This window comes from Agromyces sp. Y782 (assembly GCF_059445405.1).
This window is the reverse complement of sequence record NZ_JCAIUG010000001.1, coordinates 2445467-2472021: the sequence shown is the minus strand read 5'-3', so window position 1 is coordinate 2472021 and position 26555 is coordinate 2445467. Positions and strand designations below refer to the sequence as shown.

Annotated in this window: 26 protein-coding genes; 11 read left to right on the top strand and 15 right to left on the bottom strand. The window is 66.9% G+C overall.

The features are described from left to right. Positions 1 to 603: 603 nt before the first annotated feature. From AC1C2S_RS11300 to AC1C2S_RS11285, 4 genes are all read right to left on the bottom strand, one after another. Positions 604 to 2229, bottom strand: coding sequence for a DNA/RNA helicase domain-containing protein (locus tag AC1C2S_RS11300; protein ID WP_495352619.1), 1626 nt, complete (start codon positions 2227 to 2229; stop codon positions 604 to 606). 76 nt (positions 2230 to 2305) lie between these two features. Next, entirely contained in the window at positions 2306 to 2608 is a 303-nt protein-coding gene (locus AC1C2S_RS11295; protein ID WP_495353241.1) for a nucleotide pyrophosphohydrolase, read from the bottom strand. A 792-nt stretch (positions 2609 to 3400) separates the two neighbouring features. Continuing rightward, positions 3401 to 4567: an RtcB family protein gene (locus AC1C2S_RS11290; RefSeq protein WP_495352618.1), complete on the bottom strand. Its 1167-nt coding sequence runs from the start codon at positions 4565 to 4567 to the stop codon at positions 3401 to 3403. Between the two features lie 403 nt (positions 4568 to 4970). Beyond that, entirely contained in the window at positions 4971 to 5102 is a 132-nt protein-coding gene (locus tag AC1C2S_RS11285; RefSeq protein ID WP_495352617.1) for a hypothetical protein, read from the bottom strand. A 58-nt stretch (positions 5103 to 5160) separates the two neighbouring features. Between AC1C2S_RS11285 and AC1C2S_RS11280 the strand changes: the two genes are divergently transcribed. The 3 genes from AC1C2S_RS11280 to AC1C2S_RS11270 are packed head-to-tail and all read left to right on the top strand — an operon-like array spanning position 5161 to position 5979. Further along, on the top strand, positions 5161 to 5346 hold the full coding sequence (locus AC1C2S_RS11280) for a hypothetical protein (protein WP_495352616.1): 186 nt from the start codon (positions 5161 to 5163) through the stop codon (positions 5344 to 5346). A gap of 2 nt (positions 5347 to 5348) precedes the next feature. After that, positions 5349 to 5846, top strand: a complete 498-nt coding sequence (locus AC1C2S_RS11275; RefSeq protein WP_495352615.1) for a DUF7002 family protein — start codon at positions 5349 to 5351, stop codon at positions 5844 to 5846. Further along, complete coding sequence (locus AC1C2S_RS11270) at positions 5746 to 5979, top strand: DUF7002 family protein (RefSeq protein WP_495353240.1); 234 nt, start codon at positions 5746 to 5748, stop codon at positions 5977 to 5979. The genes AC1C2S_RS11275 and AC1C2S_RS11270 overlap by 101 nt, the downstream gene beginning before the upstream one ends. A gap of 224 nt (positions 5980 to 6203) precedes the next feature. Here AC1C2S_RS11270 and AC1C2S_RS11265 read toward each other — a convergent pair whose 3' ends face one another. Then, complete coding sequence (locus AC1C2S_RS11265; RefSeq protein WP_495352614.1) at positions 6204 to 8567, bottom strand: S8 family peptidase; 2364 nt, start codon at positions 8565 to 8567, stop codon at positions 6204 to 6206. Positions 8568 to 9129: 562 nt separating this feature from the next. On the opposite strand from AC1C2S_RS11265, the gene AC1C2S_RS11260 reads away from it, so the two are divergent. Continuing rightward, on the top strand, positions 9130 to 9333 hold the full coding sequence (locus AC1C2S_RS11260; protein ID WP_495352613.1) for a hypothetical protein: 204 nt from the start codon (positions 9130 to 9132) through the stop codon (positions 9331 to 9333). 26 nt (positions 9334 to 9359) lie between these two features. On the opposite strand, the gene AC1C2S_RS11255 is transcribed toward AC1C2S_RS11260, so the two are convergent. Then, positions 9360 to 10103 (bottom strand): SDR family oxidoreductase, encoded by a 744-nt coding sequence (locus tag AC1C2S_RS11255; protein ID WP_495352612.1) that lies wholly within the window; start codon positions 10101 to 10103, stop codon positions 9360 to 9362. A 138-nt stretch (positions 10104 to 10241) separates the two neighbouring features. On the opposite strand from AC1C2S_RS11255, the gene AC1C2S_RS11250 reads away from it, so the two are divergent. After that, positions 10242 to 11081 carry a helix-turn-helix transcriptional regulator gene (locus AC1C2S_RS11250; RefSeq protein WP_495352611.1) on the top strand — a complete coding sequence of 280 codons (840 nt, stop codon included), beginning with the start codon at positions 10242 to 10244 and terminating at the stop codon, positions 11079 to 11081. 90 nt (positions 11082 to 11171) lie between these two features. Beyond that, complete coding sequence (locus AC1C2S_RS11245; protein ID WP_495352610.1) at positions 11172 to 11543, top strand: PH domain-containing protein; 372 nt, start codon at positions 11172 to 11174, stop codon at positions 11541 to 11543. 21 nt (positions 11544 to 11564) lie between these two features. Here the strand turns inward: AC1C2S_RS11245 and AC1C2S_RS11240 are convergent, their stop codons facing one another. Both AC1C2S_RS11240 and AC1C2S_RS11235 read right to left on the bottom strand, forming a co-directional pair. Then, positions 11565 to 11987, bottom strand: coding sequence for a gamma-glutamylcyclotransferase family protein (locus tag AC1C2S_RS11240; protein ID WP_495352609.1), 423 nt, complete (start codon positions 11985 to 11987; stop codon positions 11565 to 11567). Next, complete coding sequence (locus tag AC1C2S_RS11235; RefSeq protein ID WP_495352608.1) at positions 11962 to 13218, bottom strand: hypothetical protein; 1257 nt, start codon at positions 13216 to 13218, stop codon at positions 11962 to 11964. The genes AC1C2S_RS11240 and AC1C2S_RS11235 overlap by 26 nt, the downstream gene beginning before the upstream one ends. A gap of 95 nt (positions 13219 to 13313) precedes the next feature. Here AC1C2S_RS11235 and AC1C2S_RS11230 point away from each other — a divergent pair, with 95 nt between their 5' ends. Continuing rightward, entirely contained in the window at positions 13314 to 14450 is a 1137-nt protein-coding gene (locus AC1C2S_RS11230) for a DUF2510 domain-containing protein (RefSeq protein ID WP_495352607.1), read from the top strand. 27 nt (positions 14451 to 14477) lie between these two features. On the opposite strand, the gene AC1C2S_RS11225 is transcribed toward AC1C2S_RS11230, so the two are convergent. Then, a complete protein-coding gene (locus tag AC1C2S_RS11225) occupies positions 14478 to 15428 on the bottom strand; it encodes a DMT family transporter (RefSeq protein WP_495352606.1) in 951 nt (316 codons plus the stop codon). A 250-nt stretch (positions 15429 to 15678) separates the two neighbouring features. On the opposite strand from AC1C2S_RS11225, the gene AC1C2S_RS11220 reads away from it, so the two are divergent. Beyond that, a complete protein-coding gene (locus AC1C2S_RS11220; RefSeq protein WP_495352605.1) occupies positions 15679 to 16302 on the top strand; it encodes a nucleotidyltransferase family protein in 624 nt (207 codons plus the stop codon). Beyond that, a complete protein-coding gene (locus AC1C2S_RS11215; protein WP_495352604.1) occupies positions 16299 to 16676 on the top strand; it encodes a hypothetical protein in 378 nt (125 codons plus the stop codon). Before AC1C2S_RS11220 ends, AC1C2S_RS11215 begins: the two co-directional genes overlap by 4 nt. A 24-nt stretch (positions 16677 to 16700) precedes the next feature. Here AC1C2S_RS11215 and AC1C2S_RS11210 read toward each other — a convergent pair whose 3' ends face one another. Next, the gene (locus AC1C2S_RS11210; RefSeq protein WP_495352603.1) at positions 16701 to 18053 is read right to left on the bottom strand and encodes a hypothetical protein; all 1353 of its coding nucleotides are present in this window, start codon (positions 18051 to 18053) and stop codon (positions 16701 to 16703) included. A gap of 173 nt (positions 18054 to 18226) precedes the next feature. On the opposite strand from AC1C2S_RS11210, the gene AC1C2S_RS11205 reads away from it, so the two are divergent. Further along, positions 18227 to 18409, top strand: coding sequence for a hypothetical protein (locus AC1C2S_RS11205; RefSeq protein WP_495352602.1), 183 nt, complete (start codon positions 18227 to 18229; stop codon positions 18407 to 18409). 132 nt (positions 18410 to 18541) lie between these two features. Continuing rightward, positions 18542 to 20134, top strand: coding sequence for an SLC13 family permease (locus tag AC1C2S_RS11200; RefSeq protein WP_495352601.1), 1593 nt, complete (start codon positions 18542 to 18544; stop codon positions 20132 to 20134). An 18-nt stretch (positions 20135 to 20152) separates the two neighbouring features. On the opposite strand, the gene hpaD is transcribed toward AC1C2S_RS11200, so the two are convergent. From hpaD to AC1C2S_RS11175, 5 genes are all read right to left on the bottom strand, one after another. Then, positions 20153 to 21148 carry a 3,4-dihydroxyphenylacetate 2,3-dioxygenase gene (gene hpaD / locus AC1C2S_RS11195; protein WP_495352600.1) on the bottom strand — a complete coding sequence of 332 codons (996 nt, stop codon included), beginning with the start codon at positions 21146 to 21148 and terminating at the stop codon, positions 20153 to 20155. Positions 21149 to 21235: 87 nt separating this feature from the next. Beyond that, positions 21236 to 22543, bottom strand: a complete 1308-nt coding sequence (locus tag AC1C2S_RS11190; protein ID WP_495352599.1) for a DUF3500 domain-containing protein — start codon at positions 22541 to 22543, stop codon at positions 21236 to 21238. Then, on the bottom strand, positions 22540 to 24189 hold the full coding sequence (locus tag AC1C2S_RS11185) for a sugar ABC transporter ATP-binding protein (protein WP_495352598.1): 1650 nt from the start codon (positions 24187 to 24189) through the stop codon (positions 22540 to 22542). Before AC1C2S_RS11185 ends, AC1C2S_RS11190 begins: the two co-directional genes overlap by 4 nt. Continuing rightward, the gene (locus tag AC1C2S_RS11180) at positions 24186 to 25370 is read right to left on the bottom strand and encodes a sugar ABC transporter substrate-binding protein (RefSeq protein WP_495352597.1); all 1185 of its coding nucleotides are present in this window, start codon (positions 25368 to 25370) and stop codon (positions 24186 to 24188) included. Before AC1C2S_RS11180 ends, AC1C2S_RS11185 begins: the two co-directional genes overlap by 4 nt. A gap of 108 nt (positions 25371 to 25478) precedes the next feature. Then, positions 25479 to 26495 (bottom strand): ABC transporter permease, encoded by a 1017-nt coding sequence (locus tag AC1C2S_RS11175; protein WP_495352596.1) that lies wholly within the window; start codon positions 26493 to 26495, stop codon positions 25479 to 25481. Positions 26496 to 26555: the final 60 nt, after the last annotated feature.

Here is a 26555-nt window from a genome sequence, read left to right as displayed (position 1 = left end):
TCGCCCACCAAGTTCAGGGTCGGAGAGCGTATCCAGCATTGTTTCAGAGTCCAAGGACATCGCGGGGAGGGTAATCCGTCGAACACGCCCCACGTTTGGGGGTGGCGTATCGGAACGTGCCGTGTAGGACCGACAATCGAACCATGACCGACGCGCTCCCCATCTTCGACAACGGCCCGGGTACAACCAGCCCTGACCGGCGACCGCTGACGGAAGCTCAGCGCAGTGTGCTCCGCGACGGCTTTGCAGCCCTTGGCGTCACGACGGCTCGGGAGCAGTTCTCGCTCGTCGAGGAGTTCACCGGGGTTCGCCTCGATCGGGTCACCGACCTGACCGAGTCGGACGCGCAGTCGCTAATCACGCGCTGCGTGCGCGGGTGCAGAACGCAGGGCGGCCGAACACGGGAAACTCGTGGGCAGACCGGGACGAAGATACCTGGATCGATCGGTTGTGACAACGCGCGGGTTGTTCGCGGCTCACAGCGAGCACACCACCCCGTAATTGAGGTGTCGGCGAGCGCCGTGAACCCCGCCGTCACCTGTACGATCCGAACGCCTGGCGCCGCCTCGATCGCGAACTTGGTGTCCGGAACGCTCAAAGGATCTACGGCAAGACCGTGCGAACGTAGGCACGCAGCGCCGGATCACAGACGTACACGAACGTCCCGCGCATGCCCCTGGTTAGCAGTACGGCATAGATATTCAGGATGTACTGCAGCACGTCGTCGCCGTCGTACGCGATACCAAGCTGGCCGTTGGCTTCTTTGCCCTTCTTATCGAAGTAAGAGTCGAGATCGGCGACCACACGACCCGTCGCAGAGTCGAGCCGAAGATCGGGCCCGATGATGACACCTGCGTAGTTCAAGTCGTAGCCCTGCAGGGTGTGGATCGAACCGACTTCTTCGAGCGCGTTCGCTGAGCTCGCCCAGTCTGTCGCCGTGCTGTTCCACCGCAGGGAGAGACCGTCGAGTTCGATGTCGACTGCCAAGGAGTCGTTCTTGCTCTTCCACGGCCAGGCAAAGCCTGCGGCCAGTCGCGAGAGTCCGTACTCACGGTCGCGCTCACGAATAGCTGCATGCATCTCACCGAGATCATCGAACATCTTCAACTCGTACCCAGGGAACTCCCGTGCTTCGATGGCCTGGGCCCGAAGCACCCGTCGGATGAAGTCGATGTAGTCGGCGCCGCCCGCAACCCGCATTTGTGATGCGAGCGGATAGAAGCGGAACTGCTCTTTTGCTTCCTGAATAAGCGGGCCGATCACCTGGCTCGGCAGATCAGCTGGGCGAACACTCTGAGCATCGTCGAGCAGGAGCACCTGGTGACGGCTTTTCGCGCGAATCCAGTCGAGCTGGGTCTTGGCGAGGTCGTCGGCGCCGAACAGCTTCGCATTGATCTCAGGGAACTTCTTGTTGAGCGCTCCAGACGGTTGGTTCGCCCGCTGATTCAACCGGTGCGCCTCGTCGACGACCAGTAGATCGAAATCCTCCTCAGACTCTCCGACCTGAAACGGTGTCAGCACCATACCCTTCTCGAGCCCGGGCGTCTTCGCGAAGACCTTCTGCACCGACTTCCGCAGCGACTGCTGGGGAATGACGATTCCGATCTTGAAGCCCTTCAGCTTCTCGAAATACCCTTCGGCGAAGAAGTCGGAGAAGAGCGAGTCGTTCTCAGTTCGCTCAGCGGGCTCGGAGCGTTCGATGTCGCGAAGCAGCTTCATGAGGAAAATGCCCACGATCGTCTTGCCCGTGCCGGGGTCACCCTGGACAACGATCGTGCCCTGCTCCCCCGAGTCGAGATCGGTAAACAGCGCCTCGAGGATGCCCTCCATCGTGATCGCCTGCTCCTGATTCAGAGCCTTGAAGGGCGACAGTTTGAAGAGGTCATTGTTTTCGATCTCAGGGATGTCGCGGGTGAACATCCCCGCCGCGCGCAGCTGCTCGAAGATTTCGTCGAATGTCGCTCGATAGCGCACGCGCTCGAAGTAGTCGGAATCGGTGATGCCCTCGTTGCGATTGACGACGGTGAACTTGCCGTCGCCCGCGAACAGCCTGATGAGGTACGACTCCAGGTCGAGGCAGACCGACTTGTTGAATGTCTCGTCGATGACGATGCGAGCGGCACTCAGTTGCTTCTTTGAATCCGAATCCAGGTGTTGACGCAAGCGGCCAACGGCATTCAGCGTTTCTCCGACGTATATTTCTTGGTTGCTGCTCAGTGTGTAGACCACGGGCCAGTTCGCGTGCCTCCCGTCCGGCTCGGTCCACGTCTTGACGGACGGCCGGGTGAAGGGGAAGTGCTCGATCCTAAAGCTGGTCATACTTGGTGCTCCGCCCGCGTGAACGCTCGATCGGGTATTTCGTGCGCGTCTTGGCCAGCTTGTCGAGCACGATCTGATCGGCGTCGACGGCGAGGCTGTCGGCCAGCAGCAGGCAATAGGTTAGGACGTCCGCGAGCTCTTCAACGACGCGGTCAGCGGGCGCGTCTGGACCCCATTGGAAACACTCCAGCAGCTCTGCCGCCTCGATGCTGATGCTCTTCGCGAGATTCTCTGACGTGTGGAACTGGCCCCACTCTCGCTCTCCCACGAATCGTCGAAGCTCCTGCACTACCGGAACCGGATGGGCCCCACCAACCTGCCCCGAGGGCCCGTCTTGAAGGGGATCGAACGGCACGCCCTCACGCGCGAGAATGCGGGTGACGACCGCGAGGTCACGATCCTCGTCGCGGTCGATGCGTCCGCGCTTGAGTGAGAAGTCCGTCGAGGAGATTGTGACCAGGCGCAGGCCATGCTCCGGGATTTCTTCACGGCGGCGTTCATCGTAGATTGTTCGTTGGATGCCGCGGTGAACTCCAGAAACTGTCAGCAGGTCCGGCTTGTCGAAATGTGGCGTTGGCGCCGAATGCTGAGCTTCGGCGAATTCGACGACGAGCCGCTCCATTTCCCAGTAGCCATCGACCGGAAGCAGAACTCGTTGCCCAGTCGATGGCGAGGCATCGCCAAGCAGCCACTCGAATCGATGCTGACGAGAGCACTTGACCCCGATGACACGGTCACAGAGGTCGAGTACATAGTGCTCGTCGCTATCGCGTCGTGATGCCATGAACGGCAGCATATGAGTTGCATACGACCGTGGAACGCCTGCCGCGCCCAATACATCGGTCAGAACTCCGCGAGCCCCTCAGCCCCAAGATTGCGGCCGACCCGGGCGCCACGGTATCGACGCCGTCGCGGAGTTCAGGCGGCTCGGCGAACGCCTACTCGGTGGTCAGGGGGCGCTTGAGAAGGTGACCCCGCTTCGCAGCCTCGATGAACGGCGAACAGGAACGACGGAAAGCCGCGACCGGCGCGCCACACATGGCGCGCCAGCCGCAGCATCCCCCTCCCCCTCATCGGCAGCTCAATCGCCCTTGACGTTCACGATCTGACGCAGCGTGTGCCGCACCTTCACAAGCTCAGCCGCATCCGCCATCACCTGGTCGATCGGCTTGTAGGCCTGCGGAATCTCGTCGAGGAACGCGTCGGTGTCGCGGAACTCGATGCCCGTCATCGCCTCCCGCAACTGCTCGTGCGTGAAGGTCTGCCGTGCCTTTGTCCGCGAGTACGTGCGCCCTGCGCCGTGCGGCGAGGAGTTCAGCGACATCGGGTGTCCGAGCCCCTCGACCACGTACGACGCGGTGCCCATCGAGCCGGGAATGAGCCCGGGCCGACCGACATCCGCCTGGATCGCCCCCTTGCGGGAGACCCACACACGCTTGCCGAAGTGCTCCTCGCTCTCGGTGAAGTTGTGGTGGCAGTTGATGCGCTCCTGCTCCTCCACGGGCGCGCCGACCCACTCGCTCACCTGCCGGATGACGCGGTCCATCATCTCCTCCCGGTTGAGCCGCGCGAAGTACTGCGCCCACCGGAGCTCGGCGATGTACCGCGTGAACTCCCGCGTGCCCTCGACGAGGTAGGCGAGGTCGGGGTCGGGCAGCTCGATCCACCACTGCTTCGCGAGCCGCTGAGCGACCTTGATGTGGTGCTGGGCGATCTTGTTGCCCACACCCCGGCTACCCGAGTGCAGGAAGAGCCACACCGCGTCGGTCTCGTCGAGCGACACCTCGATGAAGTGGTTGCCGCTGCCGAGCGACCCGAGCTGCTCCCGCCAGTTGCCCGCGTAGGCGGCCGGGTCGAAGCCCTTCACCTCGGCGAGCGCCTCGAGCTCTGCGATGCGCGGTGAGGCCGTCGCGACGATCTTGCGGTTGTGCTTGCCGGCCGAGAGTGGGATGGCGCGCTCGATCTGCTCGCGCACCGCCCGCCGATCGGCGGGCAGCTCCGACGCGGTGAACTGCGTCTTGACCGCGATCATGCCGCAGCCGATGTCGACTCCGACGGCCGCGGGGATGATCGCCCCGAGCGTCGGGATGACCGACCCCACGGTAGCGCCGAGGCCCAGGTGCGCGTCGGGCATGAGCGCGAGGTGCGGGTAGATGAACGGCATCGTCGACGACGTGCGGGCCTGCTCGACGGTCTTCTCGTCGATCAGGCTCGCCCACGAGACGAGCCGGTTGGTGAGCTTCTGCATGTTCCTTTCCTGTCTGGTTTGCATTGCGTGGATCCGGGGCCCGGGGGCTCCCGTCGCGCGCAGACAGGAAAACACCCCGGGCCTCGATCGGCACAGGGTGACGAGAATCGCGAGCGGATGTCGCGGCGGCGTCAGTGTGCCGGGTCGAGAACCTGGTCGAGTTCGCGGAGCAGTTGGCGCTGCTCATTCGCGGGCTCGACGAAGGAGGACTTGTTCGTGAGCTGCAGATACACGTCCATTGCCTTCCTTCCAGATTCCCGGGATGCCGCACGGTGTGTGCAGCCTACGAACACTAGCGGTGCGGATGCCTCGGGGTCAACGATTCGATGCGGAGCGCGGCGCGGCGAATAACCGACGCCGCCAAGAACCGACGGCATGCCGAAAAGCGCGGATGGGGCGGTGCTCAGGCCGCCGCGTATACCCGTGCCTCATCGCCCGACGCGAGTTGTGCGAGCAGGGGTGACCCGGCCCGCTCCGCCAGCTCGCCATCACGGACTTCGAGTTGCTGGCGCAAAATCAGGGTCGTGGCGTGCATCCAGGAAGCACACAACGACACCAGCGCCCGGGGTGCCGTACTCGCTACGCTCGGCATCATGACAACGGAGCCAGTGACGCCAGCCGAGCTCGCGCGAGAACTCGGCGTCGGTCAGCGTGCGATTCGCAACTACCTTCGCGGAGTCTACGGAACGCTCGCCTCGAGGAACGAGACGCGTTGGCTGCTTGATGCCGAGCAGGCTAACGACACCCGGCGCGAGTTCCGACGTCGGGCGGGCGAGTAGTCGTGCGCGCCGACGAGCTGGTCCGACTGTATCCCCAGTTGTGCCACATGGCTGCTGACGGCAGCTGGCCGTCGATCGAACGGCATGGCCTCCTCTCGTCGGCCGCGCTGGTCGAGCGATGGGACGTGGCACCCGCAAAACGTTCGATCCTGCTGACTGAGCGACGCGACGAGTCGCAGGTGCTGGAACATCCGTCCTTCGGCTCGGCCGTCGTTCGCGACCAGAAGGTGCTCGACGACATGACGCCCGCGGACTGGTACAGCGAGCTCAATTCCCCCGTGTTCTTCTTCCTCCAAGAGCGGCGACTGCTCGACCTCCTTGGCGCGCGCTCGTACAGAAACGACCCACACTGTGATCACCCTCGATACGGCGAAACTCGTGAATCGCTACGAGCAAGCGATCGAGCTGTGCGCGATCAACTCGGGCTTCGCACAGCGCCACAGCAAGGCACGACGCGGCGCCGGCACATTCCAGTCGATCCGCGAGTACCGGCACCCTGAGCGCACCGAGCCCCGGGCCAACGGGCACGATGTCGCCGAGTTGACGGTGAAGGGCGGAGTCCCGGACCTCGACGGCTTGGTCGTTCGGGTCGAGCGGATGCAGGGTCCGCACGTCATCCAACGAATCGTCTAACTGCGAGCGAGTAGCACGTGGGTGCGTCCGCGGAGAACTTGATTCTCCGCTTGAAGCGACACCGCACGACGTTCCTGAGACTTCACACACTCACCCCGCTGCTACACCCACGATCGCGAAGAGCCGGTTTGTCGAGCGTGGTGGTCAGAGCGGCTGAACCTGGGCGAAGGAATGGCCAGCCAGTCTCAAGCGAACCTGAGCCTGGCTGGCCACGCCACATGCGGCTAGTCGCCGCCGGATCCTGCCCCAGGCAGCGTCCGCACGACGGTCAGCGTCACAGCGCCGTCCTGGTAGGACACCCTGAACATATGACCGTCCGCGTTCAGGACCCGCCGTTCCGGCAGGGAATGGAAGTTGCCCTGGATCGAGTCGCCGCTGCCGATCGTCAGAACCGTGCCCGGCGTGAGGGGCGCCCGAATGTCCAACTCGAGTTCGCCGTCCAACACCAGGGCACCGGCGGCCCGCACGCTCGTGTAGTCGTCGTCGCCAGAGATGGTGATGGCGAGGCCACCCGTTCTGCTGACGCTCACGTCGCCGCCGACGTCCAGAACGTTGCCGGGCGCGATGTCGGCATCGCTGATGGACGCCGCTTCCGCAGCTTCCACCGATGACAGGCCGGGCTGCAGCACTCCGCTGTCGACGTCGATGCTGCCTGCGACGAAACCGCTGCCGCCGAGAGTGCCGCCCTTGACATCGATCGAGCTTGCGTGCGATCCCGTGATCGAGAGCTTGCCACCTTCAACCGTCGTGCCGCCCTCGTAGGTGTCGTCGCCCGCCATGATCAGCGACCCGGGGCCTTGCTTCGTCAGAGAAGCGGTGTAGACGTTGTTGTCGATGTTGTTCTGAATGTGGGCCGCGCGCGCGTCCATCCATTCCGTGCGCCACGCGACGGCTTCCGTATAGGTGATCTTGTCGTACAACTCGGGATGGCCGTCAGTGATGGCTTGGATCTGAGGATCATTCAAGATGCCCTGAACCGTGAAGGCCTGTTCGTCGAGCGTGCCGTCCGGGTTCAGTACGTTGGGGCCGAATTCACCGGCGTACGCAATACCTTGCTCCTTATAGCCGGCCAGCCACTCCAGATCTTCCTTCTCCCGTTCCTCGATCGCGATCTGGCTGATGTCGTTGGACCAGACGTCGAGGGCCGCTTCGTCCATGTTGTACGTCATGGGGCTCAGGAGTTGGCCGGGGCCGTACATGCCTTTGGCCAGATCGGGAATCCCCCAGCCCCAGCGTTCGTCCGGAAGACCGTCGGGAGCGGTCCAGGCGATGGGTTCACCGGTCGGGGAGGTTTGGCCGGTGCCGAGGAATCGCACGCCGTCGGACATCTTGTTGTTCGCGGTGGTGAGCATCAGATCACGCACCTGCATGGCGTCCATGTTCGGATAGCGGGAGAGCAGAACCCCCATCACCGCAGTCGCAACGGGCGTTGCCGGTGACGTGCCGTTCGAGTTCGAATAGCTGGTGTCGCCACTGCTGCTCGTGGTCCGAACGCTATTCGAAGGGGTCGAAACCGCCCACCATTTGGCGAGCCCCGCCTCGTTGTATCCGTACTGCTTCGTGTATTCGGGATTGGCCTCAGTAGGTGGTTGAACCCCACCGACAGCGACCCACTGCTTTTCCGCCGTGGGATTGAAGAGAGGATACGCCGGGCGATAATACGGGTTGTTCCAGTCGTTGTTCCCGGCCGACCTGACGTTGACAGTACCGCTGTCCTTGATGGCATCCCAGGTCGCGTCCATGAATGACAGCCCGGGGTGGTTCGGATCGTATTGAATGCCACCTTCGGAATAGCTCCTCTTGAAGAGGAAGAACTGATACTCCAGATCCTTCATGTATTCGTTGGGGATGGTGGTTCTCATTGCCGTGGCGTTGGCACTGTCTTTGCCAGTCACTTGGTATGCGTTGGCGAGGTTGCCGTCGACTCCGAGGTCGTTGCCCAGGCCGTCAAAGCGCGTTCGGTCAATGGTCTGGACGAACGAGCCCCAACTGCTGTTGATGACCTCTGCGCCCGCATCGACGAGCGCCTTGTTCGCTGTGGACCAGTACTCGTAATCGTGGAAGGGACCGTGGGATTGACTGTCGGAACCACCGGTCTTGGCAACTTCCATCTTCGATCCGAAGGCGATGCCGTGCTGCTCGATCCCATCGCGGATGCCAGAGGTGACGCCGAGCATGCCGGTCCCGTGCGAGTAGTCGCTCGTTCTCGCCTGATCACCGGCCACGGTGAACCACTCACCCGCAGTGAACGGGTTCGACGGAATCGCGCCTCGATACCCGTAGCCGGACGTGCCGTAGACGCCCTCACCTGCCACCGACGCGATCAGCTCGGTCTGAAATGCTTCGTGGGTAGGCCTGTAGCCCGAATCCATCATGCCCAGCGTGACACCCTGTCCGCAGTACCCCAGGGCGTACGCCGTGGACGCGTTCACCGCGACGAGTTGCCATGGGGCATTGACCACTGCGCCAAGGGTCGAAGGATTGTGGCCGGTGTAGAAGCCGTATTCCGGCGTTTCCCAGCTCGCCTTGGCGGCATCGACCTCCGCCGGACTCGTGGCGACGAAGCCGGGGTCTTCCGGGTAAGACAACTGCGCGCAGTCGTCTGCATATGACGACTGCGCGCTAGCCGGAGAACCGGCAAAGACAAGTAGGGGTAAACAAAAAATGGGCGCCAGGACAAGGGTTGTGGTCCTTGTTGGTCGCCGCTTTGTCGTAATGCCATCTGGCCGACTTGGTTGTCGCTTCCATGCCATCTTTGAGCCCTCGATTGTCGATGTTGAATTGGCACCGCTCCTGCCTCCTGCGACCGTAGCGGGCGGTTGTTGCGGCGCACAAGGCTCCGACGAGACTCAGCTAATGTGCTCGCGTAATGGGGTGCGTGCCTCATTCGGGATCTGCTCGCGAAACGCTGGCCCTCGTTCGAGCCCCGCATTCACGCCCGGAGAAGGCGAGCTGCGCCCGCACGCGGCGGTAGTCGTTCGTCGTCGCGCTCGGCAGCAAGCGAACGGACCGACAGTTGCAACAGGTCGATGCTCTGATCGACGCTTGGGTGGCTGCATATCCGGCCGGTCTCGGCTCACCCAGCCGAACGAAAGCAGTCGAGGGCGGACTCCCGACAGCGGGAAGCAGCCGAGAAGTATCGTTCGGGACATGCTCGACTTCGCGCGAACTGACCCGAGACTGCTCGACGACGTTTCCGAAGTGGTCGACGCACTCGTGGACGGCACGGGCATCGACCCGGATACCGTACTGCTCGTCGGAGCCCGATGCCGCGACGCCATCCACTCGGCGCTCGGAGCCCGTGAGCCGACACGTGCAGTTGGTTCAGACGGCGACGGCGCGTGCGACGTCTGACTCACCTCTGCGCGCGCACAGGTTCGTCAGTGCGCGTTCACCATCGCAACCGTCTGCTCGTACACGCCGTTCACCTCGGAGAAGCGCAGCGGCTTGACGCGCTCGACGAGGATCTCGGTGGCGTCCGGCTGGCTGGCCAGAAGCGACATGGTCTCATCGATGTAGTCGTCGAGCGGGAGGAACGCCTCGATGTGGGACCCGCCGGGCATGAGCTCGGTGCGAACAGCGGGCGGGCAGAGCTCGATCACCTGCACCGAGGTGCCGGCGAGCTGCAGCCGGATGCTCTCGCTGAACTGGTGGATGAACGCCTTCGAGGCGTTGTAGCTCGGCGTGACCCGCAGGGGCGTGTGGGCGAGTCCCGATGAGACCGTCATGATCGTGGCATCCGCCCGGCTCTGCAGGTGCTCGGTGAAGGCGGAGATCAGGCGCACTGGCCCGAGCACGTTGGTGTCGATGGTGCGCTCGGCAGTGTCGAGGAATCCGGCCGATGTGACATCCTCGGGCACCATGATGCCGGCCATCGCGATGAGCACGTTGAGGTCGGGGTGGGCGGCGAGCACCGCGTCGCGGGCGCTCAGTACCGAGGCAGGGTCGGTCGTGTCGATCGTGATGGTGCCGAAGCCGTGCTCGGCTGCGAGACGCTCGAGCACGTCGGTGCGGCGGCCGCCGATGACGACGGTATTGTCGGCATCCTGCAGGCGCAGCGCGAGCGCGAGGCCGATGCCCGAGGTGCCGCCGGGAATGAAGATGGTGTTGCCCGAGATGTTCATGAGTGTCCTTTCGCAGACCCGCCATTCGACCGGGTCACCGACCACGATGCGCCGAGTCGCGCTGCGGCACGAGAGACCCGGTTGTCGTAGGATTCCCGATCCCTCCCTCCGAGCGCCGAGGCAGCGCATGATGGAGGAATGGACCGCGAACAGCTCGCCGACTTCCTCCGCCACCGGCGTGAGAACCTGCGCCCCGAAGACGTCGGCCTGCGCCCCGGGGCTCGCAGGCGGGTCGCCGGGTTGCGGCGCGGCGAGGTCGCCGAACTCACCGGCATGTCCGCCGACTACTACACCCGCCTCGAACAGGGGCGCGGGCCCCAGCCGTCGGAGCAGATGCTCGCCGCGCTCGCCCGGGCGCTGCGGCTCACGACCGACGAGCGCGACCACCTCTACCGCATCAGCGGTCACCACGCGCCACCGCGCACCTCGCTCGACACACATGTCGCCCCGGCGCTGCAGCGGGCGCTCGACCGGCTCGACGACACCCCCGCCCTGGTGCTCTCGAGCATCGCCGAGACGCTCGTGCAGAACCGGCTGGCCGCCGCCCTCTTCGGCGATCACACCCGCTTCACCGGCATAGCGCGTTCGGCAATCTACAGATGGTTCACGGATGCCTCGGAGCGGGCCGTTTACCCGATCGCCGACCACCCCCGGCAAGGCCGAGCGAACGTCGCGAACCTCCGCGTCGCCTACGGCCTCGGCGGGGCTTCATCACGAGCCGGACGACTCGTGCGGGCGTTGCTCAAAGAGAGCGCCGAGTTCGCCGAGCTGTGGGAGCGGCACGAGGTTGCGACGCGCTTCGAAGATCACAAGATCCTGCTGCATCCTGAGGTCGGCGAGATCGAGTTCGACTGTCAAGCGCTGTTTACCGAAGACCAGTCCCAGGTGCTACTGATCCTCACCGCCGCCCCGCGCACCGAAGCCGCCGACAAGCTCGCGCTGCTTCGGGTGCTCGGCCAGGAGCAGTTCACGTCGTAGGGCGACCACGGTCACGTCCGCCGTTACCGCTACGCTGACGAAGCTGCGCGCCCGACGAAGGGCGCTATCGATCGAGGGGATGGCCCACTGGTGGAAACCGCACCGATGCTTGCATGGACGCTTCAGAACGAGATACCAGTGCCGGCGGACGTGAATGCACTGCTCGTCGAGGGCGAGCAGGCGATCGCGTCGTTCAAGACGTTCCGTGATTCCGCGACGTTCACCACGAAGCGGCTCATCGTGCGCGATGCCCAGGGAATCACCGGAAAGAAGATCGAGATCTACTCGCTTCCGTACAGCTCCATCAACATGTGGTCTACGGAGAACGCAGGTGGCATGCTCGATCGCGACGCTGAGGTCGAACTCTGGACCCGGGCAGGCCACATCAAGGTCAAGCTCACGAAAGGCGCTGACGTCCGGCGGATCGACAGCCTCCTCGCCTGGGCTGTCCTTCAGCACTAGCGTGCGGGCAAGCCGCAGCGATCAGTTCGCCGCGTACACCCACGTGTTGCCGCCCGACGCGAGCTGTGCGCGCACACGGCGGTAGTCGTCGACCTCGTAGTCGTCGGCCGCGGCGAGCTGTTCGGCGGTGACGTCGAGCACGCCACCGTCGACTCGATCAGCGGGGTCGTCGGTGCGCTCGAGGATGGGGTGCTCCGCCTCGCCGCTCAGCACGACGACCGCGGGATCGGCGATGCGCAGCATCCGGAGCCGCCAGCCCACGAGCGCGTCGGCGGTCGTGGGCAGCTCAGTGCCGAACAGCTGCCGCTGCACCTGCGGCAGGCGCAGGGTGCCGTAGCTGAAGAGGCGTTCGGTAAGGGTAGCGGCGCGCTCGCGGCATCCGTGAAGAGAATGTCGTGAGCATGTGACCGCCGCGTCATCACGGGCCGCCCCACAGCCGGGCATCCTGTCGGCGCGACGCGTCGACGTCGCGCCGGGCGAGCTGCAGCGCCTCGCCCGCGAGGGACGCGATGCTCCGGGCCATCGTCATCGCCTGCATTCGGTGATCCTCGTGGATCACGGTCATGGTCGCCGTTGCCGCGGAGCTTCCGAGGCAGTGACCGAGATCGATCCGGATGCGCTCGGACTCGGCCAGCCGCGTCAGGGCCTCAGCGCCGATCCACCCCGGGTGGCCGGCGATGGCATCGCGGGCGACGTCGAGCTTTCGATCGGCCTCCTCGATCGCATGGTGCAGGAGGTTCACGGGAGGCATCGGTCGCGCCGCGCGCTCGCGGGCCGCCGCGGTCGCGGCATCCAGCGCCGCATGCGCCTTTCGCAGTCGGTTCAGGTGGGCGAGCGGGTCAGTGTTGACGCCGGCCTGCGGGAGGTCGGCGAGGGCCACCTGCAGCTCGGCGGTCGCGTTCGCGACGCCGCGGGAGTGAGGCTTTTCGAGCGCGACGGTGAGGTCCCGACGGGACTCCTCGACGATCGCGGGCAGCATTGACTCCGATCGGAGCGCCTCGACCTCGAAGTTCTCGACCGCATCGATGAGGGTCGCTGCTCGCCGCACCGATTCGGTGGATGCTTCGAGCGCGAGATCGGCCTGCTCGCGCTGCCCGGCCTCACGCCGCCGCTGAGCCACGCCCGCGCTGTGCTCGGCGAATCCCAGCAGCTGCTCGGCCTCGGCCGGGTTGGCCTCCACCCGAGCGAGCGCCTCTCGCGAATAGCGGGCGGCGAGCTGATCGATGGTGTCGCGCGCGTCAGGGACATGGGTGCGCAGGCGCGCGACATCCGCTCGCACGCCTGCGATGGTCTCGGGAGCCCGCCGCGCTCGCGCGACTCGGTCGGCGAGTGCGGAGGTCTGCTCATCGAGCACGTGCTCGGCCCATTCGCACAGCGCCACGATGAGCACGTAGCGCGCCCGCACTTCTTCGGCGGTGCCGCGCATCGCATCGTGATTGAGCCGGTTCAATCGAAACGCGTCGCTCAGCTGTCTGCGCACCGCGGCGAGCGCCGCGCCCGCCGGCGCGGTCGATTCGGAACCCAGTTCCGCCTCGGCGAAGCCGAGCTCGTCAGAGGCGCCGCGCATACGATCGTCGGCGGCGAGCACAGCAGATGCAGCCCGCTTCGCCAGCTCGGCATCGTGGACTTCGAGTTCTTGCGCACCGACCCTGCGCCTGACCCTGAACCCGGCCATGCTCCGATCCTAGGTTCACCGCTCGGCGCCCGCTACGGGCGGCGGAACCCGGTTCGACGAGTGCGACGTGACGCCGGCTCTGTCACCATCGAGAGATGAGCGACCCGACGAAGGCGCCCGCCGGGTGGTACGAAGACGGGTCCGGCGGACGACGGTACTGGAACGGCGACGCCTGGACGCAATACGTCGCGCCCGGCGCCGAGACCGTTCCGTCGACGCAGCTCGGGCCCGACTCGGTGACCACCGCGGTGTTGCCGACCCCTGATGACGGCCCGACGATTCCGTTCGTCTGGGGTTCGCAGGGGCCGGATGCCGCGGGGTACGACTACCGCGACGCCCCCACCACCCCGTACACGGCGACGGCTCCGTACGCCGCGACCGCTCCGACCACGCCGTACGTGGCCGTCAACGCAAGCCCTGACGCGACGACGGAGAGGTACGGCGCACCTTCCGCGACGGTGCTGCCGCGGCATCCGTTCACCGAACCGTCGAACCCCGGGCCGAACGTGGTGGGCATCATCGCACTCGTGGTCGCGGTCGTGGGGTTCGTGTTCGTGTTCTTCCCCGCCGTGAGCGGCTTCGCATGGATCCTGGTGCCCATCGCGTTCGTACTCTCGATCATCGGCATCTTCCTGCGCGGCGCGAAGTGGCCTGCGGTCACGGGGCTCATCGTGTCGATCATCGCCGCGGTCGTCGGGCTCGTGATGTTCGTCACCTTCCTCGTCGCGTCGATCGGCGACGCGATCGACGGCATCGACGAGGCGATTCCCGACGTGCCGGCGCTTCCGCTGCCGGACCCCGATCCTCAGCAACCCGAGGCGCCAGCCGCGGGCGACCTCGCATTCGGCGAGACGATGACCTGGGACGACGGCGTCGCACTCACGGTCTCTGTGCCCGAGCCGTACACCCCGAGCGACTTCGCAGTGGGCGCGACGCACGCGAGCAACGTCGTGTTCACGCTGACGATCACCAACAACTCGACGGCGGATCTGCAGGCACTGCCGCTCCCGAGCCTCTCGTCGGGCGATCAGGACGTGAGCCAGATCTTCGATATCGGCAGCGATGTCTTCGAACCGGGCGACGACGTCGGTTTTCCGCCGGTGGAGACGATCGAGCCGGGCGAGTCCGTCAGCTGGCGGGCGGCCTGGTCGCTCGACGACCCGAGCTCCCTCACACTCCAGGTGGCGCCGAGCCTCCTGTATCCGAGCGCGACCTTCACGAACGCGCCGTAGCGGCCGACGGCGGGCGGCCACGCGCGCCTATTCGACCGCGCGCTCCCGGTTCGATGGCTCGGGGCCGTGCTCTGCACCGACCGCCTCCGGTCCCGCCGCTGCCGTCGGTGGCGTCGGCTCGAGTCGACGGCGCGTCACGAGGAAGGAGCCCAAGAGCACGAAGGCGAACCCGACGATCGTCCACACGGTGATGCGCTCCCCCAGCACCAAGACGCCGGCGACGACGGCCACGGCCGGGTTCACGTAGGTGATCGTCGTCGCCTTGACCGGCCCGATCTCAGCGATCAACCCGACCATGAGCAGGAACGCGAGGGCGCTGCACACCACGGCGAGCACGACGATCGACACGATCACGGCGGTGGACGGCATGGCGGTCGGCCAGCCGCCGGTCAACAGCACGAACGGGATGTACACGACAGCGGTGGCCGCCAGCGACACGGCGACGACCCCGACGCCCGGGAGGTCCGACATCCATCGTGCGAGGATCGCCGGCCCCAGCGCGTAACCGACGACCACGACGGCGATCTCGGCGACCGCCAGAAGATCGGACCCCGCGACATCGAATCCCACCAGGGCCGCGACACCGAGCATGCCGAACCCGATGCCCAGCCAGTTCACGCGCGAGAGCCGAGCAGGCCGGCCCATCGCGAACGCGACGGCCACACCGGCGAGCGGCACGGCGGCCAGCAGCAGTCCAGCGGTCGAACTCGGAAGGCGCTGCTCGGCCGAACTGAGGAAGTACCACGGCAGCACGATCTCGACGATCGTGTAGGCGAGCATCGGCTTCCACCGCCGCACCACCGACACCACCTCGCGCCGGAAGAACGCGAGCGGCATCAGGAGGATCGCCGCGAGACCCGACCGCGCCAGCACCACCATGCCAGGGTCGAGTTCGCTCACCGCCACCTTGATGAAGAGGTATGGGATGCCCCAGGCGATGCCGAGGGAGACGAACAGGATCAGTCCGCGACGAGTCACTCGCCCATTCTGATGGTTGCGGCCGACAGCCGCCGACGTCGGGCTGCCGAGTGGCCGCGAATTCCTGCCGAGCGCCTCAGTCGAACATGCCGTCGAGGAGGCCGCGAACTGCCGGCCGATGCACTGCCAGTGTGGTTCATTGAGCGAGGTTGGCCTGCTCACGCTGTTTCTACTCTGAACAGAATTCTATTCGATCGCGTATAATTCTGTTGGATGACGTAGAATTTTGGGCAATTCATTGAGGAGCATCATGCTGTTGCAGCATCCGTTCGAAGCGGTGACAACGTCTGTCGACGGTGATTGCCTCGCCGTGCTCGCGAAGGCCGATCACGAGTTCTCGGTCTCACGCATGTTGCCACTTCTCAAGAGAAAGCGCTCGGTCACCGGAGTGCGCAATGCGCTCGATCGCCTCGCGGAACAGGGCGTCGTCAATGTGCGCCAGGTCGGCAATGTGAAGAGCTACTCGCTGAACCGCTCCCACTTGCTCGCACAGGCCATCATCGAGATTGCCACCGTTCGCGATCGATTCGTCGAGCGAGTGACCAGCGAACTTTTGCAATGGCAACCGGCTCCTGTCTACGGTGCACTGTTCGGATCGGCCGCCCGGGGTGAAATGCGCACCGACAGCGACATCGACATACTTCTCATCCACCCCGACGATGCCGACATCGAAGTGTGGACTGATCGAGTCGTCCATCTGCAGCGTCTGGTGACCACCTGGACCGGCAACGACACCCGCGTGCTGACCTTCTCCGAACACGAAGTACGCGAGCACAGCACGAGCGAACTTGTTCTCCGTAAGATCTCGCAGGAGGGGATCGGCCTGATCGGACCCACGAATTGGCTGCGACGAATGACGACGAGGGCATCATGAGCCCGAGGATGAGCCCCGGCGTACGAGCCGGGCGGCTCAAGAAGGCGATCGAGTTCCGCGACTCTGCGGAACTCATCGAGCTATTCAAGAGCGACACCGACCGTCGCGACGCCTACGTGACCATGTGCGTGCATGCAGGCATCGCTGCTGCCGATGTCATCTGCATGGATGCGCTCGGCGAGTACTACTCGGGCCGAAGTCACGATCAGGCAGCCAAGCTCCTCGCGAAGGCCGATGCCGGGAGCGCGAAGCATCTCAATGCGCTGCTCAGCATGAAGACGAAGGCCGGGTACAGCGATGTGCCCGTCTCGAACGATCAACTTGCTCGCGCCAAGCGAGCGATGGAGGGGCTCGTCGACCGAGCCACGCGCTGACGCGACCGCGCTGGTCTCGTGCGGTCAGTCGAACATGCCGTCGAGGAGGCCGCCGATGACGAGGCCACCGAGGATGCCGCCCATGACATCGGATCCGCCGCTGCCGCGTCGACCGCCACCGCCCCAGTCGGAGCCACCACCCCACTGCCCTGGATCCTGCGGTCGTGACGAGTCGATGTCGCGCTGTGCGAGCTGCAGGGCCTCGCCCGCGAGATACGCGACGCGGCGGGCCATCGCCATCGCCTGCTCCCGGTGATCCTCATCGATGACCGTGACGGCCGCTGCGGAGGTGCCGAGGTAACGATCGAGGTCGATCCGGATGCGCTCGGACTCGGCCAGCCGGGTGCGAGCGTCGGCGCCGATCCAGCCGCGGTGGCCGGCGATGACATCTCGGGCAACCGCGAGTTGCCGGTCGGCGTCGTCGATGGCATGGCGCACATGCTCCAGCGGCGGAATCGGGCGCGCCGCACGCTCGCGGGCCGCCGCGATCGCGGCATCCAGCCCCGCGTTCGCCCCGCGTAGCTGACTCAACTGCGCGAACGGGTCGGTGTTGACGCCGGCCGGCGGAAGGGAGGCGAGCGCGGCCTGCAGCTCGGCGACCGCGGTCGTGACCCCGGCGCTGTGCGGCTCCTTGAGCGCGACGACGAGATCCCCGCGGGAATCCTCGACGATCGCCGCCAATGTCGACTCCGCCCGCAACGCCTCGACCTCGAAGGTCTCCACCGCATCGAGGAGCGTCGCCGCCCGGCGCACCGATTCCGTCGATGCCTCGAGCGCGAGATTGGCCTGCTCACGCTGACCGGCCTCCCGCCGCCGCTCGGCCACGCCCGCACTGTGCTCGGCGAATCCGAGCAGCTGATCGGCCTCGGCGGGGTTGACCTCCACTTGGGCGAGCGCGTCTCGCGAATAGCGGGTGGCGAGCCGTTCGATGGTGTCGCGGGCCTGCGGAACACGTGAGCGCAGGCGCTCGGCATCCGCTCGCACGCCCGCGATGATCTCGGGAGCCCGGCGCGCACGCGCGATCTTCTCGGCGAGGGCCGCGGTGCGCTCGTCGAGTAGATCTTGCGCCCAATCGCACAGCTGCACGATGCGTGCGTTGCGTGTGCGCAGCTCCTCGACGGTGTCGGGAATCTCGTCGTGATTGAGCTGGTTCAACTGGAACGCCTCGCCCAAGTGCTGCCGCACCGCGCCGAGCGCCTCGCTCAGCTCCGTGGTCGCATCGCGGCCGAGCTCGGCCTCGGCGAAGACGAGTTCGTCGGCGGTGAGGCGCACGCGCTCGTCGGCGGCGACCAAGGCAGTGCCGGCCCGCTTCGCCAGGTCGGCATCCGCTTGGACCTCATGCTCATCGCGTTTGCGCTTGCCCCAGAATCCGGCCATGCCTTCGATCCTAAGGGCGGCGCTGGGACGCCGCTGATGTGGAACGGATGCGGAGTGGATGGCGCGTTGCCGGTTGCTGCAACGCGGCATCCATATACTCCCGATGCCGCGAGGAGTAGCGTGGAACGGGACGACGGCGCTCGGCCGTCGTCTCGACACGAATGGGGACGACCGTGGCCGAATTCGAGGCGCAGGCAGCAATTTCGCAAGCTCGAGAGGCAGCGAGCCTCGCGAGTTTCGACATCCAGAAGCTGTCGGAGGATTCGGTTGAACGGCAGGCGCTGCACAACCTGCTGACCGCGGTCGACGCGCTGATCAACGCGGTCGACGCCGGGTCCGACGACGACGCCGGCTGAGCGAACCAGTCGCGAGATCGACAGCTCACGTCGATGAAGCGGTCTCGGGGTTCCCGAGCAGCGTCGTTGTGCCGTGAATCGAGGCGGGCTCAGAGGCATCCGTCTGGCTGCCTGATGCTCTAGCGTCGAAGTATGGTGGACCCGATCATCGCGACGTTCGTCATTCTGGCGCTGGCGATCGTCGCATTCGTGAGCGGCCGCATCCCCATCGGTCTCGTCGCCGTCGGCGTCGCGCTCGCTCTGTGGGCGACCGGCGTGATCACCCTCCCGCAGGCGCTCGCCGGCTTCGGTGACTCGACCGTCATCTTCATCGCGTCGCTGTTCGTCGTGAGCGAGGCGCTGGATGCCACGGGCGTGACCGCCTGGGCGGGCCAGCAGGTGATCGGCCGCGCCGGCACCTCCCGACGGCGGCTCACCGTCGTCATCGCACTGATGGTGGCCGTACTGAGCGCGTTCATCAGCCTGAACGGTGCCGTCGCTGCACTGCTGCCTGTGGTCGTCGTCGTGGCGCTCAAGGCCGGCATCGGGCCGTCGCGACTGCTCATCCCGCTCGCGTTCTCGTCGCACGCCGGGTCACTGCTCGCCCTGACCGGCACCCCCGTGAACGTGATCGTGTCGGATGCCGCGGCCAACGCCGGCGGCCGGGCATTCGGGTACTTCGAGTTCGCGTTGGCCGGGCTTCCGCTGCTCGCGCTCAGTATCGCGATCCTGGTCGCATTCGGCGGCCGGTTGCTGCCCGACCGGAAGGCCGATCAGCTCGCCGACAACGTTCCCGCTGATCCCGGGGCCGTGGCGCAGGAGCTTCGCCGCAGCTACGACGTGAGCCTCGACACCGACACCTTCTACACGCCCGACGAGGGGGTCGCCGAGGTGATGATCACGCCGCGCTCGATGTACATCGGCCGCAAGGTGTTCCCGGGCATGATCACGCTGCGCGAGAACCTCGTGATCATCGCGATCCGGCGCACCGGCGAGCGCCATTCGCCGCCGACATCCGATGACGACCCAGAGGGGCTCCACCCGGGCGACTCACTGCTCGTGCGCGGCCCATGGGATGCCCTCGAGCGATATGTGCGACTGCCCGGGGTCATCCCGGTCACCGCGCCGCAGTCGCTGCGCCGGGCCGTGCCGCTCGGCCGCGGCGCCAAGCGCGCCCTCGTCATCCTCGGCCTCATGGTGGTGCTGCTCGCGACGGGACTGCTGCCGCCGGTCGTGGTCGGCCTGCTCGCGGCAGGTGCACTCGTGCTCTCGCGCGTGCTGACCGTGCCGCAGATGTACCGCTCGATCCAGTGGAACACGGTCGTGCTCATCGCCGGGCTCATGCCGCTGTCGGTCGCGTTCATCGAGACCGGCGCCGCAGAGCTCGTCGCGAGCTGGCTGCTCGGCATCGTCGGCACGGCGAGCCCGCACCTCGCCCTGCTGGCGCTGTGCGTGCTCACCCTCGTGCTCGGGCAGGTGATCAGCAACACCGCGACCGTGCTCATCGTGCTGCCCATCGCGGTCTCGATCGCGGCCACCCTGGGCGCTTCGGTACAGCCCTTCATGATGGCGCTGACCGTCGCCGGCGCCGCCGCCTTCTTCACGCCGATCGCCACACCGGTGAACCTCATGGTGATGGAGCCGGGAGGGTACCGTTTCGGCGACTACTGGCGCCTAGGCATTCCGCTCGCACTGGCCTACCTGCTCATCGCGGTGCTCTGGGTTCCGCTCATCTGGCCGTTCTGAGCCGGGCCGACCACAGCCTCAGTGCAGGCCGAGCACGTCTTCGAGCGTCGCGGGCGACGCCTGCAGCGTCGGCTCGCGCACCTCGGCGCCGGGGAACTCGCTCGCCTCGAAGAACCAGCGGCGCGAGGCAGGCATGCCCCACAGCTGCGCGCGGCGGGGGTTGCTCACGTCCCAGCGGATCGGATGCTCTTCGAGGTCGATGAACTGGTAGTGCGTGGTGAAGAGCTCGATGCGGTGCTGGTCCGGGTCACGCAGGTAGAGGAACAGCGCGTTCGAGATGCCGTGGCGACCGGGGCCGCGGTCGATCTCGTCGCCGAAGCCGAGGGAGCCCGCGACATCCGCCGCATGCAGCAGCGCGGTCGCGTCGGGCACCGTGTAGGCGAAGTGATGCAGCCGCGGGCCGCGGCCGTTCGTGAACACGAGGTCGTGGGTGTTGCCCTTGACCTCCATCCACGTGCCCCAGAGTTCGTCGGTGCCGTCGGTCGCCGTGTATTCCGACATGCGCATACCGAGGCCGGTCCAGAAGTCGGTCGCCGCCTGCACATCGTAGGTGACGCACTGGAAGTGGTCGAGGCGCTGCGGCGCACCCGCGACGAACTCGTGGAACTCCCGCATCTTGCGCGGCACCTGCGTCATCGACGAGGTGAGCTCCATGCGCGTGCCGACGGCGTCGGTGAACTGCAGTGTCGGCCCCTGATGCGGCCGTTCGACGCGTTCGTGCTCGACACCGTTCGACCGGCACCAGACTTCAGCCGAGCGGATGTCGCGGTCCTCCCGCACCCGCAGGCCCACGCGTAGGGCCTTCGCCTCGTCGGCGCGCTCGAGCACGAGCGAGTGGTGCGACGACTCCTCGAGCCCGCGCAGGTACACGGCGTCGTCGGTCTCCTCGGTCACGACGAGCCCGATGACGTCGCGGTAGAAGTCCCGGCTGGCCTCGAGGTCGGTGACGGCGAGCGAGACGTGGCTCGCGCGCGTGATCGCGAACGGCGGGTCGAAGTTCGTGCTGGGCAGCATGTGGGCTCCTTGTGGCGCGGTGCAGGGTGGGTCAGGTCGGTCAGGTGCGTTTCAGGGCTGCGCGGCGTGTCAGGGCTGCGCGGCGTGTCAGGGCTGCGCGGCGCCGCGTCGCGCACGCCACTGGTCGATGTACGCGCGGCCGTAGTCGTTGCCGTTGGGCAGCCGCAGGGTCGAGTGCACGTGGAAGCGCTGGGGCACCCGGTTGTTCAGCCACACCCCGGCGTGATGGTCGAGCTCGGCGACGATCACCGGGCTCTGGATGCGGAAGTAGAACGGCCCCGTGCCGTCGGTTGCGCCGTACCAGGCGAACCACGTCTCGTCGCGGTGCTCCTCGATGTCGGCGAGTGTCAGCCTGCGCTGATCGCGCCGCAACAGCAGCAGGAAGTCTTCGACGAGGTCGAGCAGGAGCGCCCACTGCTCGTCGTCGAGGTCGTACGCCGAGATGCCCTCGTAGGGAATGAGCCGATTGTCTTGGAACGCTCCGGCGACGTGCCGTTCGTCGGCCGGGTGCAGACGGTCGGCCGGCATCTTCGGATCGAGCACGGAGGCGTACACGACCGCGGCCGTTCGCTGCTCGTCGGTGAGCGACGCCGCGAGTTCGAGGGCGGTCTCTTCGCGCGCCTCGAAGATCGGCGGCCGTTCGCCGTCGGAGAGAGCGGGCTCGGCGCCGATGAAGACCGGCGCGACCACGTGGCGGCCCGCGACGGTCACGAAGTGCACGGCCACGTGGTGCCCGAACAGCTGCCAGCCCCATGCACCGCCCGCGACCGGGTCGCCGTAGAGCGCGACCCAGTAGCTGCGGTCGTTCAGGATCGTCGGCAGGTCGACGAGCTCGCCGAGGAATCCGTTGAGCTCCATCGCCTCGCGCACGCGCTCGTACCCCTCGGCGCTGAGCGACGCCTCGACGAGTGCGAGGATCGCTGCGACCTGATCGGCGGCGAGGTCTTCGAGTCGCAGCCCCACGCGGTGGAAGACGAACTCGGGATTGCTCCAGGCTCGCCACTCCTTGGCGTCGAGCGGATGCCGGAATGCGTCTCGCTGCGCCTCGGGGAGGGCCGCGAGCGCGCGCTCGGCGGCGGCAACGAGGTCGGCGTCGTCACCCCGCTCGGCCAGCTCGTAGAGGCCAGGGCGCACGACCCCGTCGGAGGTGACGCCTGCGAAGGGCTCGTCGAGCTGTGCGTTCCATTCGTCGAGCAACGCCTGCAGGAACCGATCGTCGCGGCGCGCGTCGGCGAACTCCTGGTAGCCCATGCCCCGCCACGGCGCGAGCGTCTCGTCGTCGTGGTCGTAGAGGAACCGGCGGAAGTCGGTGCCGGCGAGCTCGATCGCCTCATCGCGCGCGGTGACTCTCGCGGAGGAGAAGAAGCCGTCGAGCTGTTCGTCACGTGTTGTCACGATCGTGCCTTCCTGTCGCGCCTGTCGTGCGTGTCGTGCGTGTCGTGCGTGTCGTGCGTGAACGTGCGATCGCGGAGCTTCGCGCGAGCGCTGCCGGAGTAGATCGCCTCGACGATGCGGTCGGGCGACAGCTCGCCCGTGAGCTCTTGGTCGATGCAGCCGTCGACGAGCACGAGCACGCGATCGCAGAGGAGCGCGAGCTCATTCTCGTCGGAGCCGGCGACGATGACGAAGCGCTCCTTCGCTGCGGCGCGTACGGCCTCGACGATGCTCTGGCGGGCGCCGACGTCGACCGCCTGGGTCGGCTCGTGCAGCAGCAGCATCCGCGGGTCGGTCGCGAGCCATTTCGAGATGAAGACCTTCTGGGCGTTGCCGCCGCTGAATGTGCCGACGACCGCATCGGGCCGCGGCGGGCGCACGTCGAGCCGCTCGATCCAGTCGTCGACGAGCGCGCGCTCCGCGGTGCGCTGCAGCCGGGCGAGTGGGCGCCGACGGGCGGACTGCGGGAAGGCCGTGTTCTCGAGCACCGTCTCGCTCATCGCGAGGCCCGCGTGCTCGCGGCCCTGCGGCACGATCGCGATGCCGTGCTGCATGGCGCGGGCCGGGTCGAGCCCTGTGAGCTCGATCGTCTCGCCGGGCAGCTCGATCGTGCCCGCCTCGGCCGGCGTGACGCCCGCGAGCAGGTAGGGCACGTCGTCGTACGCCGAACCGCCGATGCCGGTGATGCCGAGCACTTCACCCTGGTGCAGCGAGAACGAGAGGTCGTGCAGCCGCAGCCCCGTGAGGCCCTCGACCCGCAGCACCGGGGTGTCGTCGCGCGGCTCGTGCACGATCCGCTCGCCGAGGTCGATGATCGTGCGGCCGAGGATGAGCGTGGTCAGCTCGGTCTCGGTGAGCCCCTCGACGGGCCGGGCCGATTCGACGACGCGGCCGTCGCGCAGCACCGTGACACTGTCGGCGCCGTCGACGATCTCTTCGAGTCGGTGCGTGATGAGCAGCACGGAGGTGCCGGTGGCGACGATGTCGTCGAGATCCTGGTAGAAGTTCTCGAGCGCTCGGCGGCCGAGCGCTCGCGTCGACTCGTCGAAGATGATGAGGCCCGCGCCGGGCGTGGCATCCTGCAGCACTCGGGCGATCGCGACGGCGGTGCGGTCCTCCTCGCTGAGCGAGGACACCCGGGAATCGAGCGGCACGAGGCGGCCGATGCGTTCGAAGGCGAGCATCGCCGCGCCGCGCTCCTTCACCCAGTCGATGCGACGCAGGATGCCGCGGCCCTCGAGGCGCCCCATGCGCATGTTCTCGAGCACCGTCATGTCGGGGATGAGCCCGAGGTTCTGGTGCACGACGGACATGCCGTAGTCACGCGCCTGGTGCGGGCGGATCGGCAGCGGCAGTGGCGCGCCGTCGATCGCGACGACGGCACCGTCGTCGGGGTGGTTGAGACCCGTGAGCACCTTCGCGAACGTCGACTTGCCCGAACCGTTCTGGCCCACGAGCCCGTGGATCTCACCCGGGGCGACGACGACGTCGACGTCGTGCAGCACACGGGTCGAGCCGAACGTCATGTTCAGCGACCGCACCGCGAGTCGGGGTGCCGGTGGCTCGGGCGTCGCCGCCCGCGCCACCGGCGAGTGCTGAATCGTCACTCGGCGCCCCAGATGGCGAGGAAGTCGTCGCGGAACGTGGCCGGCCCGAACCATTCGCCGGATGCCTCGGCCTCGGCGGTCAGCTCGACGTCGCCGATCGAGTCGCGCGTGAAGAGCCGGAACGGGATCTCGTATTCCGGGAGCTCCGTGCCGAGCTGCATGCGCATCGCGATGTCGGCGGCGACCCAGCCCTGGAACACCGAGGCCTGACCGGCCGCTGCGTAGAGGAAGTTCTCGGAGTCGATCTGCTGCAGGGCGCCGAGCTGGGCGGCGCTCACGACGCCCTTGACGTCGGCGAGACGGCCCGCCTGTTCGACGCCGCCCTGCGTCGGCTGGAGGTGGTTCGCGAACTGGGAGAACACGTAGCCGATCTCGGGGTGCTGCAGCAGCGCAGAGCTCGTCGACGACGGGATGAGCGGGAAGTTCGAGCTCGAGACCTCGTTCACCACGATCTCACCGTCGGCGAGCACCTCGTTGGCCTGCTCGAGCGCGTCTTCGGCGGTCAGCGCCGACGAGCCGTCGGTCGCCTCGTTGAAGAGCACGGTGCCGGTGCCACCCGAGTCGAGTGCGATCCACTGGAAGAGGCCGACGAGCTGGTCGACGGCGGCGTCTGGGCCGTACTGCAGGGTCTCCGACGCCGCGTGGTCGGGCGTCTCGTAGTTGTTGTTCAACACGACGGGGATGCCGGCGGCCTGCGCCGCGTCGAGCGCGTTCGACGCCATGCCATACGGGATCGCGTCGGTGATGATCGCGGCCGCGTCGGCCTGCGTCGCCTGGGTGATGCACGAGTCGATCTCGGTCGGCGTGGCGTTGCCGTTGCAGATCTGCACGTCGACGTCGACGGCGGCGAACGCCTCGGTGACGGCCTCGCCCGTGACGTTGAACTGCGGCGACTGCTGGGTGAGCGGCACGTAGTAGACGGTCGTGCCGGCGAGCGAGGCAACGTCGCCCGTCGGCTCGGTCGGCACGGGGTACTCGTCGCGCGGCTCGAGCAGCGCGGCGACCGCGGCCTCGAGGTCCGACGAGGAGCCGTCGCTCGCGCCGGGTGCGGCCGAGGGGTCGGCCGTCGCGCCGCTCGAACAGGCGGTGAGCAGAACGGCGGCGGAGCCGAGGACTCCGGCTGCGACGAGCACGCGCGAGCGACGCGACCGTCGGTTGGTGGTGCTGGTGATGCTGTGCATGGTGTGCCTCCTGGGCGTCGTTGCGAGGAGCGGATGGTGCGGGATTGCGGATGGAGCGGGATCGCGGGTGCTGCGGCCTGCTGCGTCGAGGGCGGATGCCGCGGGGGCTCAGCGTCTTCGACTGAGCACGGTCGACAGGGTGACGGCGATGACGAGCACCCCGCCGTAGAAGACGTTCGAGACCCACGACGAGGCGCCCAGCAACTGCAGGCCGAGCACGCCCGTCGCGAGGAAGTAGACGGCGATGAGCGCGCCGAGCGGGGTGAAGCGGCCGGGCTGCAGGATGGCGGTGCCGAGGAACACGGCCGCGAACATCGGCAACAGATACATGTTCGCCACGTTCGGGTCGAAGCCGCCAGTCGCCGATGCGGCGATGACCCCGCCCAGGCCGGCGATCAGGCCGGCGACGACGAATGCGCCCATGCGGATGCGCGTCACGCGCACCCCGGCGAGCCTCGCCACCTCGCGATTCGCGCCGACGAAGCGCATGTTGCGCCCGAGCGGCGTGAAGGCGAGCACGTAGGCGAACGCGAGCATGAGGGCGAGGCCCAGGTAGAACGTGACCGGCAGGCCGAGGAGGTTGAAGAGCAGCCCCTGGCCGAGCCAGCCGGGTAGCCCGCTCACCGCGGTCATGTTCGCGATGCCGAGCGAGACGCCGAGCAGCACCGTCGCCATGCCGAGCGTCACGACGATCGTGTTGACCCCGACCCGCACGATGAGCCAGGCGTTCACGAGCCCGACGAGCGTCGAGGCCACGATCGCGGCGAGAATCGCGAGCCACACGTTCCAGCCGTGCGTCGTGTGCAGCACCGGTACGACGATCGCTGCGAACCCGAAGTTCGCCGCGACCGACATGTCGACGAACTCGCCGACGATGATCGTGACGAGCAGCGCCGCGGCGAGGAAGACGAGCGCCTGCTGCCCGCCGAAGATCGCCCGGAATGCGCCGAAGGTGAGGAACGTCTGCGGCAGGAGCACCGCGAACAGCACGGCCATGGCGATCCAGACGCCGATCACGGCGAACCGCTGCGGAATCTCCGCCAGCCAAGAGCGGGCAGGCGGCGTCGGGTCGACGCGCTGCACGACCGCCGTCTCGGGCAAGGTCTTCGTCGTGGTACCGGCCATGGGACGGTCACTCCTGTCTGCGCTTCGTCGCGCGACGTTCGGGTCGCGGCTCGGCCGCGC

Coding starts and splice junctions, on each gene's coding strand:
- AC1C2S_RS11175 (WP_495352596.1), bottom strand. CDS start 26,495: ATGGCCGGTACCACGACGAAGACCTTGCCCGAGACGGCGGTCGTGCAG.
- AC1C2S_RS11255 (WP_495352612.1), bottom strand. CDS start 10,103: ATGAACATCTCGGGCAACACCATCTTCATTCCCGGCGGCACCTCGGGC.
- AC1C2S_RS11220 (WP_495352605.1), top strand. CDS start 15,679: ATGCTGTTGCAGCATCCGTTCGAAGCGGTGACAACGTCTGTCGACGGT.
- AC1C2S_RS11285 (WP_495352617.1), bottom strand. CDS start 5,102: ATGCACGCCACGACCCTGATTTTGCGCCAGCAACTCGAAGTCCGTGAT.
- AC1C2S_RS11290 (WP_495352618.1), bottom strand. CDS start 4,567: ATGCAGAAGCTCACCAACCGGCTCGTCTCGTGGGCGAGCCTGATCGAC.
- hpaD (WP_495352600.1), bottom strand. CDS start 21,148: ATGCTGCCCAGCACGAACTTCGACCCGCCGTTCGCGATCACGCGCGCG.
- AC1C2S_RS11210 (WP_495352603.1), bottom strand. CDS start 18,053: ATGGCCGGATTCTGGGGCAAGCGCAAACGCGATGAGCATGAGGTCCAA.
- AC1C2S_RS11230 (WP_495352607.1), top strand. CDS start 13,314: ATGAGCGACCCGACGAAGGCGCCCGCCGGGTGGTACGAAGACGGGTCC.
- AC1C2S_RS11215 (WP_495352604.1), top strand. CDS start 16,299: ATGAGCCCGAGGATGAGCCCCGGCGTACGAGCCGGGCGGCTCAAGAAG.
- AC1C2S_RS11200 (WP_495352601.1), top strand. CDS start 18,542: ATGGTGGACCCGATCATCGCGACGTTCGTCATTCTGGCGCTGGCGATC.
- AC1C2S_RS11280 (WP_495352616.1), top strand. CDS start 5,161: ATGACAACGGAGCCAGTGACGCCAGCCGAGCTCGCGCGAGAACTCGGC.
- AC1C2S_RS11235 (WP_495352608.1), bottom strand. CDS start 13,218: ATGGCCGGGTTCAGGGTCAGGCGCAGGGTCGGTGCGCAAGAACTCGAA.
- AC1C2S_RS11180 (WP_495352597.1), bottom strand. CDS start 25,370: ATGCACAGCATCACCAGCACCACCAACCGACGGTCGCGTCGCTCGCGC.
- AC1C2S_RS11250 (WP_495352611.1), top strand. CDS start 10,242: ATGGACCGCGAACAGCTCGCCGACTTCCTCCGCCACCGGCGTGAGAAC.
- AC1C2S_RS11260 (WP_495352613.1), top strand. CDS start 9,130: ATGCTCGACTTCGCGCGAACTGACCCGAGACTGCTCGACGACGTTTCC.
- AC1C2S_RS11240 (WP_495352609.1), bottom strand. CDS start 11,987: ATGCCCGGCTGTGGGGCGGCCCGTGATGACGCGGCGGTCACATGCTCA.